12 protein-coding genes are annotated in these 16,347 nt (G+C 55.8%); 7 read left to right on the top strand and 5 right to left on the bottom strand.

Translation table 11 applies throughout. The features are described from left to right. Positions 1–181: 181 nt before the first annotated feature. Positions 182–907 carry a DUF72 domain-containing protein gene (locus KYK14_RS05915; protein WP_219157771.1) on the bottom strand — a complete coding sequence of 242 codons (726 nt, stop codon included), beginning with the start codon at positions 905–907 and terminating at the stop codon, positions 182–184. Between the two features lie 171 nt (positions 908–1,078). On the opposite strand from KYK14_RS05915, the gene KYK14_RS05910 reads away from it, so the two are divergent. Beyond that, entirely contained in the window at positions 1,079–3,211 is a 2,133-nt protein-coding gene (locus KYK14_RS05910) for a prolyl oligopeptidase family serine peptidase (protein ID WP_219157769.1), read from the top strand. A 264-nt stretch (positions 3,212–3,475) separates the two neighbouring features. On the opposite strand, the gene KYK14_RS05905 is transcribed toward KYK14_RS05910, so the two are convergent. Further along, positions 3,476–4,315, bottom strand: coding sequence for an ion channel (locus KYK14_RS05905; protein WP_219157767.1), 840 nt, complete (start codon positions 4,313–4,315; stop codon positions 3,476–3,478). 409 nt (positions 4,316–4,724) lie between these two features. Between KYK14_RS05905 and KYK14_RS05900 the strand changes: the two genes are divergently transcribed. The 4 genes from KYK14_RS05900 (at position 4,725) to clpB (ending at position 9,789) form a co-directional block, all read left to right on the top strand. Further along, on the top strand, positions 4,725–5,300 hold the full coding sequence (locus KYK14_RS05900) for a hypothetical protein (RefSeq protein WP_219157765.1): 576 nt from the start codon (positions 4,725–4,727) through the stop codon (positions 5,298–5,300). A 103-nt stretch (positions 5,301–5,403) separates the two neighbouring features. Then, the gene (locus KYK14_RS05895) at positions 5,404–5,904 is read left to right on the top strand and encodes a hypothetical protein (protein ID WP_219157763.1); all 501 of its coding nucleotides are present in this window, start codon (positions 5,404–5,406) and stop codon (positions 5,902–5,904) included. A gap of 203 nt (positions 5,905–6,107) precedes the next feature. Beyond that, the gene (locus KYK14_RS05890; RefSeq protein ID WP_219157761.1) at positions 6,108–6,962 is read left to right on the top strand and encodes a hypothetical protein; all 855 of its coding nucleotides are present in this window, start codon (positions 6,108–6,110) and stop codon (positions 6,960–6,962) included. 214 nt (positions 6,963–7,176) lie between these two features. Further along, positions 7,177–9,789, top strand: a complete 2,613-nt coding sequence (gene clpB, locus KYK14_RS05885) for an ATP-dependent chaperone ClpB (protein WP_219157759.1) — start codon at positions 7,177–7,179, stop codon at positions 9,787–9,789. Between the two features lie 1,314 nt (positions 9,790–11,103). Here clpB and KYK14_RS05880 read toward each other — a convergent pair. Together KYK14_RS05880 and KYK14_RS05875 are read right to left on the bottom strand one after the other, a co-directional pair. Beyond that, positions 11,104–11,643 (bottom strand): hypothetical protein, encoded by a 540-nt coding sequence (locus tag KYK14_RS05880; protein ID WP_219157757.1) that lies wholly within the window; start codon positions 11,641–11,643, stop codon positions 11,104–11,106. Between the two features lie 3 nt (positions 11,644–11,646). Further along, the gene (locus tag KYK14_RS05875; protein ID WP_219157755.1) at positions 11,647–12,210 is read right to left on the bottom strand and encodes a hypothetical protein; all 564 of its coding nucleotides are present in this window, start codon (positions 12,208–12,210) and stop codon (positions 11,647–11,649) included. 431 nt (positions 12,211–12,641) lie between these two features. Here KYK14_RS05875 and KYK14_RS05870 point away from each other — a divergent pair, with 431 nt between their 5' ends. Together KYK14_RS05870 and KYK14_RS05865 are read left to right on the top strand one after the other, a co-directional pair. Next, positions 12,642–13,928: a family 1 glycosylhydrolase gene (locus tag KYK14_RS05870; RefSeq protein WP_219157753.1), complete on the top strand. Its 1,287-nt coding sequence runs from the start codon at positions 12,642–12,644 to the stop codon at positions 13,926–13,928. A 37-nt stretch (positions 13,929–13,965) separates the two neighbouring features. Then, positions 13,966–14,841, top strand: a complete 876-nt coding sequence (locus KYK14_RS05865) for an SDR family oxidoreductase (protein WP_219157752.1) — start codon at positions 13,966–13,968, stop codon at positions 14,839–14,841. A gap of 138 nt (positions 14,842–14,979) precedes the next feature. On the opposite strand, the gene KYK14_RS05860 is transcribed toward KYK14_RS05865, so the two are convergent. Further along, positions 14,980–16,077, bottom strand: coding sequence for a glycosyltransferase (locus KYK14_RS05860; protein ID WP_219157750.1), 1,098 nt, complete (start codon positions 16,075–16,077; stop codon positions 14,980–14,982). Positions 16,078–16,347: the final 270 nt, after the last annotated feature.

Here is a 16,347-nt window from a genome sequence, read left to right as displayed (position 1 = left end):
TTCAACGTGAGAAGGTCCTTCGCTGCACTCAGGATGACAACGACTTTACACCTTCCCCACCATGTTCAAAATACCGAAAGACCCCGAACTACCAGCCTGGGTGTTCCTGGCGCTGCGGCTAGGCTCGATGCTACTGGTAGCGGTGGTGGCATGGCTGGTGTGGAAGTGCAGCTAGCCCGTTTCACTCCCCCACAAGCTGCTGCATCTGTCGGGCGTTGCCGATGGCCGACGCGTCGATGTCGTTATTGAAGTAGAGGTAGACCTCGCGCACGTGCGGCGCTGCCTGGATTTCAGCTACCACCCGCCTCAGAAATTCCTCGGAGTAGGGCGATTTATACAACTCCGGCACCCCATGCAGGCGGTAGTACACGAGCCCGGTGTTCGTCACCACTTCGTCGGGTAGAGCAGGGTGGCTCTGGCCCACGAAGGCGATGTTGTGCCGGGCCAGCGCCTGGTACACGTGCCCCAGCCACCAACTGGGGTGCCGAAACTCTACTACGTTCTGGAAGGCTGGATCGAGGCTGCCAATGATGCGCTCCAGGCGTTCTTCGGAGTAGTTAAAGCGCGGCGGCAACTGAAATAGCACGGGGCCTAGCTTTTCCTGTAGTCCTTCCTGGGCCGTGCCGTAGAAGTCGGCGAGTAGCTGCGCGGTATCGTGAAACTGCTTGTAGTGCGTAATCAACCGGGGCGCTTTCACCGAAAACCGGAAGTCGGGCGGACTCTGCTGATACCAGCTTTCCATGAACGACAGTTGCGGAAAGCGGTAAAATGTCACGTTCAATTCCAGCGTGCGGAAGTGCTGGCTGTAGAACTCGAACCAGCGCCGCTGCGGGAACTTGTCGGGGTAGAATACGCCTTTCCAGTGTCGATAGTGGTAGCCGGAACAGCCAACGTGCCAAGTGCGCATATGCAAGAGAGAAGTGTCTATTGCCGCATACGCAAGCCAGCGGGCATCCGATAAAAGCCGCCGGATCATTATCTTGATGCGCCGTGCCGCTGACCATCCGTTTTGTCTGTCGCGTGTATTCTTCGCTTTCGGAGCTTTTCCTTGCCTGTTCTTTCTCCTAGCTGCTACCCTATGAAACACCTTACTACCTCACTGGCTGCGCTCTTGCTTAGCTCATCCGCGTACGCCCAATACAGTCAGACTGCCATTAAAACGCTACTCTACCCTCAGACCAAAAAGGTCGATACCGAAACGACCTACTTCGGCACCAATGTGGCCGACCCCTACCGCTGGCTCGAAGACGACCAGGCCGCCGATACCAAAGCCTGGGTGCAGGCCGAAAACAAGGTGACGCAGAACTTCCTGAGCCAGATTCCCTACCGCGAGGCCATCAACAAACGTCTCGAAACGCTGTGGAACTACGAGAAATACGGTGCCCCGTTCAAGGAAGGCAAGTACACGTACTTCTCGAAAAACACCGGTTTGCAAAGCCAGTCGGTGCTTTACCGGCAGATAGGCAATGGCGCGCCCGAGGTGTTCTTGGATCCCAATCAGTTTTCGAAAGACGGCACTACATCGCTAGCCGGCCTCAACTTCAGCAAAGACGGCAGCCTGGCCGCCTACCAGATTTCGGAGGGCGGCTCCGACTGGCGCAAGGTCATCGTGCTGAAAACGGCCGATAAAGCGCAGGTGGGCGATACACTGAAGGACGTGAAGTTCTCGGGCTTGGCCTGGAAAGGCAACGACGGCTTCTATTACAGCAGCTACGACAAGCCCAAGGAAGGCAGCCAATTGGCCGGCCTCACGCAGTACCACAAGCTCTACTACCACAAGCTGGGCACGCCCCAGAGCCAGGATAAGCTGGTTTTCGGTGGCGACAAAACGCCGCGCCGCTACATTGGCGCCTACCTCACCGAGGACGAGCGTTTCTTGGTTATCACGGCCGCCAACACCACCACCGGCAACGAGCTGTACGTGCAGGACCTGAGCAAGCCGGGCAGCACCATCGTGCCTGTGGTGGCCGACGAGAAAAACCAGAACAGCATTGTGGAGAATGTGGGCCGCAAGCTCTACATCCACACCAACCTGAACGCGCCCAACTTCCGGCTGGTGACAACGGACGTGACTAAGCCTACTTCCGATAACTGGAAAGACCTGATTGCGGAGACGAAAAACGTATTGGACATTTCCACCGTGGGCGGCAAAATCTTCGCGCACTATCTCAAAGACGCTACCTCGCTGATTGAGCAGTACGACCTGAATGGCAAGAAAGAACGCGCCATCGACCTACCCTCGGTGGGTTCGGCAGGCGGCTTTGGCGGCAAGCGCGACGAAAAGGAAACGTACTACACGTTCACGTCTTACATCTACCCGCCTACCATCTTCAAGTACGACATTGCCACGGGCAAATCGACGCTGTATAAGAAGCCCAACGTGCAGTTCGACCCCACTAAGTATGAGTCGAAGCAGGTGTTCTACCCGTCTAAGGATGGCACGAAGGTTCCGATGATCATCACCTACAAAAAAGGCACGGTGATGAACGGCAAGAACCCTACCCTGCTTTATGCCTACGGAGGCTTTGGCGTGAGCTTGACGCCGGCTTTCAGCACCTCTAATATCCTGCTGCTCGAAAACGGCGGCATCTATGCCGTGCCCAACCTGCGCGGCGGCGGCGAGTATGGCGAGACCTGGCACTTGGCCGGCACCAAAATGAAGAAGCAAAACGTGTTCGACGACTTCATTGCCGCCGCCGAGTACCTGACGCAGAACAAGTATACGTCGAAGGACTACCTCGCCATTTCGGGCGGCTCGAACGGCGGTTTGCTGATTGGGGCTGTGATGACGCAGCGTCCCGACTTGTGCAAAGTGGCTTTCCCGGCGGTAGGCGTGCTGGACATGCTGCGCTACAACAAGTTCACGGCCGGCGCCGGCTGGGCCTACGACTACGGCACGGCCGAAGACTCGAAGGAAATGTTTGAGTACCTCTACAAATACTCGCCCTACCACGCCCTGAAGCCGGCCGTCTACCCCGCCACCATGGTCACCACCGCCGACCACGACGACCGGGTAGTACCCGCGCACTCGTTCAAGTTTGCCTCGCGGTTGCAGGAAATGCAGAAGGGCTCGGCCCCAGTGCTCATCCGCATCGAGACGAAAGCCGGCCACGGCGCCGGCCGCTCCACGGCCCAGGTTATCAGCGAGCAGACCGACAAGTGGGCGTTTATGTTCTACAACATGGGCGTACCGTACAAGGGCGCGCAGTAAGTAGTTACAAAAGCAAAAGCGGCCGTCCTACCGTGGTAGGGCGGCCGCTTTTGCTTTTCAATGATGTTAGAAAACAGTGTAAATATACCCCTGTTCGACTTGTTCGGCCGGATTTACAATCCGGCTGCGATGAGCTAGTGGATTTGTAATCCACGAGTTGCCGTAGCAACTCATGCACAGCCACGTCGTTTTCTGTAACGGGGATTATAACCCCCTTACCTTATCACAGCCGGAGTAGAAATCCGGCCGAGCAGCACCGGCAGGCTACGCAGATTCGCTACCTGCGCGTCCTACCTCCCCTACCCCTTGCTGCACTGCGGGCGGCGCAAACTGCCCACTACGCAGTTCCTGCCGCAGCTGCCGCAACTCCTCGTGCAACGCCGCTATTTGCGCGGCACCGGCTACTTCAGCGTCACCATCATCCGCATCGCGGCCGATGAAGAACGTGGCCAGGGTAGCCGTGAAGTAGCCGAATACCGTGAAACCGTACAGCGCCAGTAGAAAGCAGAGCGCTCGGCCTTCGGGTGTGCGGGGCCAGTAGTCGCTACCCAGGCTGATGAGCACCATGGCTGTCCACCACAAGGCCTCGGGATAGGTGGTGAGGCCGCCGGGCTCCTGGTTTTCAAAGGCGTACATGCCGGCCGCGCCCAGCAGCAGCACCACGCCCGTGAGACCAAGCACGTAGCCTACCCCGCGCCGCCCGAAGCTGCTCGACAACGCCCGCATCCCCCGGTTCAGGGAGCCGACTACCTTCACCAGCCGCAGCCCACGCACCGCACGCGCTGCCCGAAACACCCGCGCCAACCGAAACAGCCGCAGCGCCGGCGCCGCCAGGGAAATTAGCGTGATGACGTTGTTTTTCAGGAACGGTAGCTTCTGGGGCGCCAGGAAAAACTTGAGCGCGAAGTCCAGAATAAACACTACCCAGATGCCGTTGCTTAGCACCTGCAAGGCGGGCGTCAGGCCCCAAATCAGCTCCACGCCCAGCAGCACCAGCCACACAAAGCCCAGCACCAGCATCGGCGTTTCCAGCCAGTCGGTTATCTGTTCCAGCAGTTCGTGACGCTCTTGTTGCAGTTGCTCTTTTTCGGCGGGAGTAGGCATAGTATAGCAGATGGAGGTGAGGGTAGTCCATACGCTGTGGGCTAGGGGGAGTTTATGAAGGCGTTGTGCCAATAGTGCTTTTCACTGCGCTCTTACGCTTGTGCGTATGGGAGTTCCGACGTACTATATTTCTTCCTGAGGATGACATCCTTAACTGATGTAACACAAAACTTTTACCGATACTTTGAAATACAAAGTTCTTTTACATCCTTTGCATGACGCTTGCGCATGCGGCTCCTTTACGCTCGTCTCTAGCAGTGAAAAGCCGTGCCGACGCGTGACATCTAGTACCCGCTTTCTTAGCACATAAGGTAAAGCAATCTGCACCGGATACCAACCCATTACCCTCTGCCAGCTAGTCTTCTCAGGCGTGTTTCCTCACTCATTTCACATATAATTTCCTACCCTCATGACACTCTCCAAAAGCATTGCGCGCGTTGCGCTGGTTACGGGACTTCTGTTGCTTATCCCATTGACGGCAAAGCTGTTCGTTGCCGATATGGCCTGGGATGCATTTGATTTCGTTGCTGCGGGTGTCCTGCTCTTTGGCGCCGGCCTCACGTTTGTTTTGATTGCCAGGATGGGCAACACGACCACGTATCGGGTAGCGGCCGGCGTAGCGGTGGCAGCGGGGCTGCTGCTGGTGTGGGCCAACCTGGCGGTAGGGCTTGTCGGGAGCGAAGACAACCCCGCCAACCTACTCTACGGCGGCGTGCTGGCCGTTGCTCTACTCGGGGCCTTTGTGGCGCGCTTCCGCCCTCTGGGCATGTCCAACGCCATGTTTGCGGCGGCCGTTACCTATGTGGTGGTTACGGCTATAGCGCTGTTCGTCTGGACACCGTCGGGCGAGGCGGCCGAACCGCACGTACGGCTGCTGAATGTGTTGGTAGCCAATGGTGCTTTTGCCGCTATCTGGGCCGTTTCGGGTGTGCTGTTTCGCCGCGCCAGCGCGACGGGCGCTGCTACCAACCGGCAGTTGGCTTAGCCTACAGTGCGGTACGCTACTTCCTACCCCAACCTTTCAACACCCTACCATCATGGCCCTCAGCAAACGTGCTTTGCCTCTGACACTGGTTGCCCTGTGTCTCTTGCTTGTCCCCTTCGTAGTAGCTCAGTTTAGCAGCGGAGTGGTCTGGACTTTGGCCAACTTTATTATTGCCGGCATCCTGCTGCTGGGCACTGGTCTCTTGTATCTATTGGTCGCTAGCACGGCCCGCAACGGCGCTTACAGGCTGGCCGCCGGGGTAGCGGTGGCGGCAACGTTCCTACTCGTGTGGGGCAACCTGGCCGTGGGATTTATCGGAAGTGAGGACAACCCCGCCAACCTGCTGTATATCGGCGTGCTGGCTGTTGGCTTCGTTGGGGCCGTTGTGGCGCAGCTCCAGCCAATGGGTATGGCCAAGGCGATGTTTGCCGCGGCACTTACGCAGTTCGCCGTTCCATTTGTGGCGCTGTCTATTTGGCGACCGGAGCTTACGTTAGGCGTTTTGTGGGTAATTGTACTGAATACCGTGTTTGCTGGCATTTGGGTAGTGTCGGCGTTGCTGTTTCGGCGCGCTAATGCCATCGGCTCGACTCTTAATCGTTAGCCAGCATAGTAATTTCACAACAATAGCATCTTACTAACAACTGCTTAGTTTTGCTCGACTAGCTTTGTAATCCGACTGACGTTAGGCAGTGGATTGTTTTAGCAAGTCATGAGGAAATACATTGTCTTTTTTGTACCAGTAGCGGGTATCATGAATCTGGCTGAGTAAAGTATTAAATTATAAGCAGCGTAAACAACTCAATTATGAATGACATATTTGTTCTACCATCTAAATATATATACGATTACTTTCTCGATCAAAAATCAGCAATAGAGAGCTCCCTTGCTAATATAGGCCAACACGCAAAGGCAATTTCCGAGTACATGATTGCAATTGAAATTGAGGGCTGGCATAATCTTGCACAATGGTTTCATATTGCTAACGGAATAAAGGAACTTAATTATGATGGAATCAAATATGATAGCGCATTTTCTATGTGTCGACCAGCGTACGAGTATGAAATAGAAAGACAAGGTCTTTATCATAAATTAATAACAGAAATTACTTTATTTTCTTATTTATACAGTGGACTTGAAGGCATAATTAGCAACTTGGACCTACCAAAATGTCCCGGACAAAATGGTAAAATAAATGCAGCATCCTTTTATCTGAAAAGCAACTTCTCAATTTGGAGTAATCCGATTTTTAAATACAGCGAAATAGTTAAGCTGTGTGAGGTAATGTTTCAGTACTCCTTTGAAAGCAATTACACAGTTGATTCCGAATTAAATAGATGTGTTGGAACACAAGGAATTGGACTGAAATTACTTTATAAAGTTAGAAATAAGATAATGCATGGTGATTTCTTTTTTCCTGAACCATTAGAACACTCAACTAAATATCCTTTTCAGCCAGAGATAATTAACCTCTGTTCCCGATTGATATTGATGACTGTACAAATGCTCCTGCTGTCATGCAGAAAGGGAAACTATGATGAACACTTTCAGATCTACGAATCTTCAATTTTTAAAAATTCAGAAGACTATGACTTGGTTGCCAATGAAAAAGTTTTCTTGTCAAATTTACATTTGAAACAGCCTAACTTAATTGCAGAATAGTTAGAAATCGAATTTGCTTAACCTTCGCTCATTCAACATATTAGATATAAGATCAGTAATAAGTTTATTATTTTTTTATGCCATAAAGGCAGTTAACATATTAACAAACATATAATTTACAGACAAAACGTCAGCCAAAATCCCCTAGCACCTCGTTTGCTATGTCCTGCGTAGAACTTCCTAACCCGAAGCACCTACTAAGACTTAGCGACAAATGAACTTTAATAACTATACCATCAAGGCGCAGGAGGCCGTGCAAAAGGCCACCGAGCTTGCAGGCGCCAACCAGCAGCAGGCCATCGAGACGGGGCATTTGCTGCGGGGAATTCTGCAATCGGATGAAAACGTGGTGGGCTTCCTGACCAAGAAGCTGGGAGCCAACCAAAACCTGCTGACGCAACGCCTGGACGCCATCGTGAGTGGCTACCCCAAGGTAAGCGGCGGCTCGCCCTACCTCTCCAACGATGCCAACGCGGCATTGCAGCGGGCTACGGGCTTTTTGAAAGAATTCGGCGATGAGTACGTGTCGATTGAACATATGCTGCTGGGTATCCTGGGCGGCAAGGATAGCACGGCCACGCTGCTGAAAGACGCGGGCTTCACGGAGAAAAGCCTGAAAGCCGCTATTAAAGAGCTGCGCGGCGGCCGTACGGTGAATAGTCAGTCGGCCGAGGACCAGTACCAGAGCCTGAACCGTTACGCCATCAACCTGAACGAGCGGGTGCGCACCGGCAATATGGACCCGGTCATCGGCCGCGACGAGGAAATTCGGCGGGTGTTGCAGATTTTGTCGCGCCGTACCAAGAACAACCCAGTGCTGCTCGGTGAGCCGGGCGTAGGCAAAACCGCCATTGTGGAGGGCTTGGCCCAGCGCATCGTGGCCGGCGACGTGCCCGAAAACCTGCAAGACAAAACCATCATGTCGCTCGATATGGGCCTGCTCATTGCGGGCGCCAAGTACAAGGGCGAGTTTGAGGAACGCCTGAAAGCCGTTATCAAGGAAGTGACCGACTCGGAAGGCCAGATTGTGCTGTTCATCGACGAGATGCACACCTTGATTGGCGCTGGCGCGGGTGGCGACTCTGCTATGGACGCCGCTAACCTGTTGAAGCCTGCGCTGGCCCGCGGCGAGTTGCATGCTATTGGGGCTACTACCCTCGCCGAGTACCAGAAGTACATTGAGAAGGACAAGGCGTTGGAGCGGCGCTTTCAGGCCGTGACGGTGGATGAGCCCACGGTGCCCGACGCCATCAGCATCATGCGCGGCATCAAGGAGAAGTACGAGCTGCACCACGGCGTACGCATCACCGACGACGCCGTGATTGCGGCCGTGGAGCTGTCGAACCGCTACATCACCGACCGTTTCCTACCCGACAAAGCCATCGACCTGATGGACGAGGCCGCCGCCAAGCTGCGCATTGAGCTGAACTCGATGCCGGTGGAGCTGGACGAGGTGCAGCGCCGCATGATGCAACTCGAAATTGAGCGAGAGGCCATTCGGCGCGAAGAAAACCACGACCGCGAAGCTGTGCTCAACAAAGAGCTGGCCGACCTGGGCGAGCAGCGCGATTCGCTGAAAGCGCGGTGGGAGTCGGAGAAATCAGTGCTCACGGACATCCAGACGCAGAAGGAGAACATCGAGCGTTTCAAGGTAGAGGCCGAACAGGCCGAGCGCCAAGGCGACTACGGCCGCGTGGCGGAGCTGCGCTACGGCAAAATCCAAGAGGCTGAGGCCTCGCTGAAAACCTTGCAGGAGCAAGCCAATGCCAACAAAGACGGTGGCTCGATGCTGCAAGAGGTAGTAACCAGCGAGGACATTGCCGAGGTAGTAGCCAAGTGGACTGGTATTCCGGTGAGCAAGATGCTGGCCAGCGACCGGGAGAAACTGCTGCACCTGGAAGAAGAATTGGGCCGCCGCGTGGCGGGCCAGGCCGAGGCCATTGCGGCTATTTCGGATGCGGTGCGCCGCTCGCGGGCTGGTTTGCAGGACCCACGCCGCCCCATTGGCTCGTTCATCTTCCTGGGCACCACGGGGGTAGGGAAAACCGAGCTGGCGAAGGCCTTGGCCGAGTACTTGTTCAACGACGAAAACGCCATGGTGCGCATCGACATGAGCGAGTTTCAGGAGCGCCACGCGGTATCGCGCCTGATTGGGGCACCTCCCGGCTACGTGGGCTACGACGAAGGCGGACAGCTGACTGAGGCCGTGCGTCGCAAACCCTACTCGGTAGTGCTGCTCGATGAGATTGAGAAGGCCCACCCCGACGTGTTCAACATCTTGCTGCAAGTGCTCGACGATGGTCGCCTCACCGACAACAAAGGCCGAGTGGCGAACTTCAAGAACACCATCATCATCATGACCTCGAACACGGGCGCCGACATCATCCAGCGCAATTTCAAGGAGCTGAATGAGTACAACGCCGAGGAAGTGCTCGACCGCACCCGCGAGAAGGTAGTCGACCGCCTGAAGCAACACATGCGCCCCGAGTTCCTGAACCGGATTGATGAAATCATCATGTTTGAGCCGCTGAAGCGCAAGGAAATCCGCAAGATCGTGGATATCCAGTTCAAGCAGATTCAGCAGCGCCTGGAAGAAGCTGGCATCCGCCTGGAAGCCACCGACGAGGTGCTCGACTACCTGGGCGAATCGGGCTTCGACCCGCAGTTCGGCGCCCGCCCACTCAAGCGCGTGTTGCAGCGCCAGATCCTGAACGAGCTGTCGAAGGAAATCCTCGGCGGCCAGGTATCGAAAGATTCGGTGGTAGAAGCCGTGCTGGAAGACGGGCACATCCGCTTCATGAATGTGGAGTTGCCGACGGTAGAGTAGGCCGTTGCAGTCTAAATAAAAAGCCCCGCTGGCATAATGCCAGCGGGGCTTTTCTATTACCTGAAATGCTTTGTTTTCAACCGTTTCCTGACATACGGCGGTAGGATACCTGACTTTTCGTAAAGGGTTACTACTTGCTCTTCTCTCGCGTTGCTGAAGCGCGTGAGTTTGCCTACGCCAATGCCTATCGGTAGGCCACCTAACAGGCCATAACCTACTATTTTACCGCCGGTAGTACTAGCGGAGCCGGCTGAACTGTTGGTGGTGGCATCTACATAAGCAATACGTAGGGCCAATGCACCGCCTACCGCTGTCCATATCCAACCACCGGTTCGGTGTTTGCTGAATATATGCTGTACAGCACGTACGGTATCAGAGCGGGATAAAGTAGCAGTTGGCAATGCAGGCGTGTCAGTCGACTGCGCATATAACTCACCGCTGAATAGCAGCATGCAGCTTATAACAAGTATGCGTTTGGTCATTGAGTAGTGTATGATAGCGTAAGACGGGTTAAAACTAGTTAAACTATCTACCTCTGTTTACTTTTCAATAATTCATCAAGAACGCGATAACAGAAGGTGGCCCGCTTCGTGAATGTAAAGCTGCCGACGGTAGGATGATTAGTTTCAACCTGAGCAAAAGCCCCGTTGGCGTTGTGCCAGCGGGGCTTTTTAGTGTATACTCGGATCAACAAACGGTTCTTTCGATTGGAAATGCTTCTCTCGTAGTCGTCGCCTAATTTTCTTGGGTAATGGCTGTCCACGCTGATAGGCGGCCAGTAGTGCCGCCTCTTTCCGATGACTGAAACGTACCCGTTTTGCAATACCAATAGCGAGGGGTACAGCCACATATAAACTCGTTACGATTACACCAGCTGCAAACCCCGATGCACCATAAGCAATACCGAATACGACACCGCCAGCAAACATTGTGGCACCAGCCCCTATACCGAGTAGCCCAGACCCTTCCCGTCGGAGTTCAAATAATCTGTGAACAGCTACGACTGAATCGGCAGGAACAGCGGCCGTAGTGTCTACAGGAAGTCTTTGCTGACTGACGACAGGTAGGTGAAAAATCAGCAATAGCAGGAATAGAATACTATAGCGTAGCATATGGCGGCTTGAATAGCACAATATGCCGTGAAGGAAAGCAACGTATTGCCTGTTTGCAACTGCCTGCTTGACAAGCTAAAGTCTACTCTCTGCTACTATAACATTTTTATTTTCAATCCATTATACATAAAACCTGATGTTATAACAGGTCTAATGGAAACAACTATTTTTCAGATTACCGCGCCTGGGCCTGCGGGTGGCGCTATTCGTACTCCATCTGTTCGCGGAGTAACAGTCGCATTTGGGCTGCCTCCTGGAAATGCACCGGCTTCAAACGCCGACGATATTTGCTGGGTATTGGCTGCCCAGCGGCATACGCTTGGTCTACCGTTAGCAAATGCTTCTTGTTATACGCATTTGCATGCAGGATAAAGCCCACTATCGTACCAGCCAGAATAGGCACGCCCAGCGGTGGCGCAATGGCTTTCTCGGCTGTTACCTGCTGGCCATAGCTGTCGGTAGTGGAGATGGGTAGGGACAAGGACATGCCTACGATAAAGGGAATAGTGTACACAAACCCACCCCGCCGCTGCCGCCGAAACATAGAAAGGAGAGCACCCGTTGTGTCGGCTTCGGCACCGGCTGGCTGGTAGCGCGGCAGGTACCAACCATTGAATAGCAGCACTGCTCCCGAGTCGGCAGGAGGCTGGTGACGAGGCAGCGGAGCCGCAGGCGTTATCGACTGGGCCTGCAAAGTACCGGCAAGAAGCACCGCCAGCCCCAACGTGAGAATCAATCGCATATGCTAGACAGGCTTATACTTAACGGCTTTATATGGTACCACAACCTGCTTGAAAAACCGTGGCTTGAGGCGGTGACGCACATTAGCGGGTAGTGGCTTGCCGGCACGCACATCTGCAATAAGAGCCGCCTGCTTCGCAGCGCTAAAGCGAGCAAGCTTACTGGCGCCATAGGCATCAAATAGCAGCATCACGCCCAGGCCAGCAGCTATGCCGCCTGCGCTTGCGCCCTCGTCTACTACCGCTGTGCCGTAGGAGCCCGAAACTGTTTTTTTCTGACTAGCGGCCGTCAGCACTCGAACACCGCCCAGCGTGCTTCCGGCAATCCAGCTAATGCCACCTACCCGCCGGCGCGAATACAGGGTAGTGAGGGCGTGCACAGTATCTTCGGCGGCAGCCATCGGGTCCTCGGTAGCCGGAATTGCGTCGTTGAGAGGCCGACTGGATAGAGGCAACTCCTCGGAGGCTGGCGCAGTTGGCTTTTCGATTGGGGGTAGGGCTTCCGTTTGGGCGTAAGACGCACTAGCGCTCAATAGCCAAAAGGCAATAAAGGGTAGCTGTAACTTCATGAGGTAGAGTTTGGTAGAAAATAAAGCCAAGCAACCTACTACAACTTTAGCGCAGAAAAAACGCAGTCAGGCCATTTTAGAGGCAGGAGGCTACTTTTTCCACTTAAAAGTCCAGGAATAGCCTAATCAGCGGGTCCCTGCGTCCTTTGCCTGTGTCGTTTAGACCTTCCCCCTACTTGTCGGGAAGAAGCTTAACTGTAGCGCCATAAGCAATGAGCTCTTTGCTTTACAGCAAGCCCGGCCGTAGCAACCTCCGGCCGATACGGAGAGTAAAACAGAGGAATGGAAGAAGTCCTACCCTGTGTTTTTGCTCTCCGCGTGCCCAACCGTTTCAGCCCGTTAGCCCATTCTGAAACGCCACTAGCACACCGCAGAAGCAGACCAGATGATGCTAACGGCGCACGGCCGACTGCCAACGATAACCTGACTATATGGAAAATATAGACATCTGGGGCGGCGTGGAATGCACCTGCCGGCGAGTAGGCGACGCATATTCCGATCAGCTCACGCGTAGTGGCCACCGTGACCGGATTTCAGATCTTGACCGGTTTGCGGAGCTCGGCTTGCGCACCTTGCGCTACCCGGTTTTGTGGGAGCATGTGGCTCCTACCAGCCTAGACCAGCTCGATTGGCGCTGGCCCGACGAGCGCCTCGCACGGCTACAACAACTGAAGATAGAGCCCATTGTGGGCCTGGTTCATCACGGCAGTGGGCCGCGCTATACCGCCCTCGATCAGCCAAGTTTTGCTACGGGTTTGGCTCGCTATGCCGGCCTAGTAGCCGAACGCTACCCGTGGGTGCGTTACTATACGCCCGTCAACGAGCCCCTGACGACTGCCCGCTTCAGTGGCCTCTACGGGATTTGGTACCCACACGGCACCCACGACAACGTATTTGTGCGGCTGCTCTACCATCAGGTACTGGCCACGAAGCTGGCCATGCAGGCCATTCGACGGGTGAACCCGGCGGCGCAGCTTGTGCAGACCGAGGACCTGGGCCAAACGCACCACACCCCCGCTTTGGCTACGCAGGCTGAGTTTGAAAACCACCGCCGCTGGCTGAGCTTTGATTTGCTCAGCGGCACCGTTACGCCAACGCACCCGCTATGGTCATACCTACGCAGCCACGGCCTGAGCGAAGCGGAGCTGGCCGTTTTTCAGGACTCGCCACTGCCGCCTGATATACTGGGCATCAACTACTACGCTACCAGTGAGCGGTTTTTGGACGAGCGGGTGGCGCAGTATCCGGGGCACGGCGCCGTGCCGGCTACCGGTAGCCGACCAGAGTACGTAGATGTGGAAGCGGTGCGCGTACCCGATGCCGAGATGCTGGGCCTGGAAGAGCTATTGCGCCAGGCCTGGACGCGCTACCACCTCCCGCTGGCCATCACTGAATCGCACCTGGGTTGTACCCGCGAGGAGCAGATGCGCTGGCTTCAGCAAGCCTGGGAAGCCGCTAACCGTCTGCGCCGCACCGGTGTGGATATACGCGGCCTCACGGTATGGTCGCTGCTGGGCGCTTTCGACTGGGACAATCTGCTCACCCACGATGGGGTTTCGTACGAAAGCGGCGTGTTTGACGTGCGCAGAGGAGAGCCTCGACCTACGGCTCTTTTCAAGATGATACGCAACCTCATCCGGCACGGCCACCACCATCACCCCGTCTTGCAAGGGCCAGGATGGTGGCAGCGCCCCAGCCGCTTCTATTCGGCTTCCTGAATTCACTGCTATGGACAACCTTGACATATTACCTGCGATGCAGCCCCTCCTTATTACGGGTGGCAACGGCGCGCTGGGCCACGCTTTCCGTCTAATTTGTGAGATTCGGGGGCTGGCAACCATCAGCCTGGGTAGGGATGAGCTGGATATTACGGATGCTGACGCCATTGCAGCAGCTCTGCGACAGTACGAGCCCTGGGCCGTGGTGAATGCGGCCGGCTACGTGCGCGTAAACACTGCCGAAACCGACGCCAAGCAGTGCTACCGCGAAAACACGCTGGGCCCTACCCTGCTGGCACAGGCCTGCGCCGCCCAGCAGGTGCCGCTGCTCACCTTTTCTTCTGATCTGGTGTTCGATGGCAAGCAACGCCGCGCCTACCTCGAACACGACCCCGCCCGCCCCCTCAATGTGTATGGGCACAGCAAGCTGCAAGCCGAGCAAGCTGTACTGGCATATCATCCGAAGGCGTTGGTAGTGCGCTCAAGTGCCTTCTTTGGGGCCTGGGACGAGCATAATTTTGTGCACCACGCGCTGACTGCTGCCCGGCTGGGCGAGTCCTTTGCGGCGGCCGACGACGTGGTAGTTTCTCCTACCTACCTGCCCGATCTGGTGAACACTGCTTTGGATTTGCTGCTGGATGAGGAGCACGGCATCTGGCACCTAGCCAATGACGGTAGCTGCACCTGGGCCGAGTTGGCTTGCCTGGCCATAGAAACCGCGGGCCTGGATTCGGGCGGCGTGGTGCCCCGACCGGCCGCCTCGTTTGGGTGGGCTGCCACGCGTCCGAATTTCAGCGCCTTGGGCAGCCAGCAGGGGATACTGCTACCCAGTCTGGAAAGCGGCCTGCACCGCTACCTGGCCGACGAGCAGCTGTTGCACGCTGCCAACTCACCGACCTACCTAGTGGCTTAAGACGCTATCTAGTTCCCTACCCTGTTGCGAGCTTACATTGGTTGCAGATCCTCGAATGGTAGTGCTCACGCTCCTACTGTCTATAGCTGGTAGAAGCGTACCGACCACGTATCACTCTTTCTTTTTATAGAACCCACACTACGCTTCCGCCCACTTGTAGCGACGCTCTTTCCACTCGATGGGGTGAGGCCAGACGGTATACACCAACACCGCCAACGACATAACCGGTAGGTAGAACTCGTAGAGCAGCAGCACCGGCAGCCGCTCGCGGTGGCCGGCTTGCCGTAGCATAATAGTTAGAAACAGCGTCTGGCAGCCCACCTTCGCGGTCCATAAGGCCCCGATGACGCTCAGCGGCAATATACCCGGCCAACCAAGTACTATGTAGAACAAAGCGTAGGACCCAAACAACGTGCTTAGCTGCCAGGGTAGGTGCGCGGTGCCTTTCATCCAGCGTTTGCGCTGGCGCAGCAGGTGCCGCACCGTGGGTTGCGCCACCGACACACCCAGCGCCGTGGGCACCACCAAGTTGCGAAACTGCCACCCTTGCGCTACTACCCGCTCAAATAGCTGTAGGTCTTCGCTGATGCTGAAGGCCAGGGCCTCGTAGCCTCCAATAGATTCGTAGGCGGAGCGGCGTACCAGCATGTTGTTGCCGACAGCCGTTACGGGTACTCCCCAATCGGTAAGCAAGCGAATCAGGCTGAGTCCGAACAGCCAGTCGAGCCCCTGCAAGCGGCCAAACAGCGAGCCACCCGCCGTGGTAATGCCCGTTACGATGCCCACGGCCGGGGTAGCGGCAGCCAGCATGGTGTGCACCCATTCGGGCGAGAGGGCCATATCGGCATCGGTAATCAGAAAGTAATCGGCGGTGGCGGCGCGGCAGAGGTGGGCCAGCACGTTGCTTTTGCCACGAGCCGTACCCAGCCGGTGCCGGATGGGCAGCAGCCGAAACTGGGGCTTGTCGGCAATGAAGCGCCGCACTACCGCTTGTGTATCGTCAGTGGAGGCGTCATCGCCAATCAGGATTTCGAGTAAGTCTGCGGGGTAGTTCAGGGCTGCCAACGCCCGCAGGCACCGCTCAATGGTGGCTTCTTCGTTGCGTGCTGCCACCAGAATACTCACCCGTGGGTAGCGCTTGGGTAGGCGGGAGGTAGGGCGGGGCCACAGCAGTGCTAGCAACACCAGCGCATACAACCCGAAGAATGCGCCGAAGAACAAGGGTACGAAATCCATAGTCATTCTTTCTCGTCATGCCAGAAGGCTGCTTTCCTACCAGTATGTGGGCCAGGGAGGCTGAGGTTTGCTTCTGCGCTGCTCTTATCAGTGGGTGCAAGCGTTGCGGTTATCTTGCTATACGCCTCATCTCTAGCGTGCTACCACCGGAAAAACCCGTAATATGACCCGGATAAATAGGGATTTTACGCTACGTATTTCCCGCGTTGCTTTCCCGTACCGCCACCCTACCCTCCCTGTACAACGGTCCTACTTGCCCCTACCCTCCGC

The organism is Hymenobacter profundi (assembly GCF_019334315.1).
GTDB lineage: Bacteria > Bacteroidota > Bacteroidia > Cytophagales > Hymenobacteraceae > Hymenobacter > Hymenobacter profundi.
Note: the sequence above shows the minus strand (reverse complement) of the source record. Positions and strands in the feature narration are given on the sequence as shown.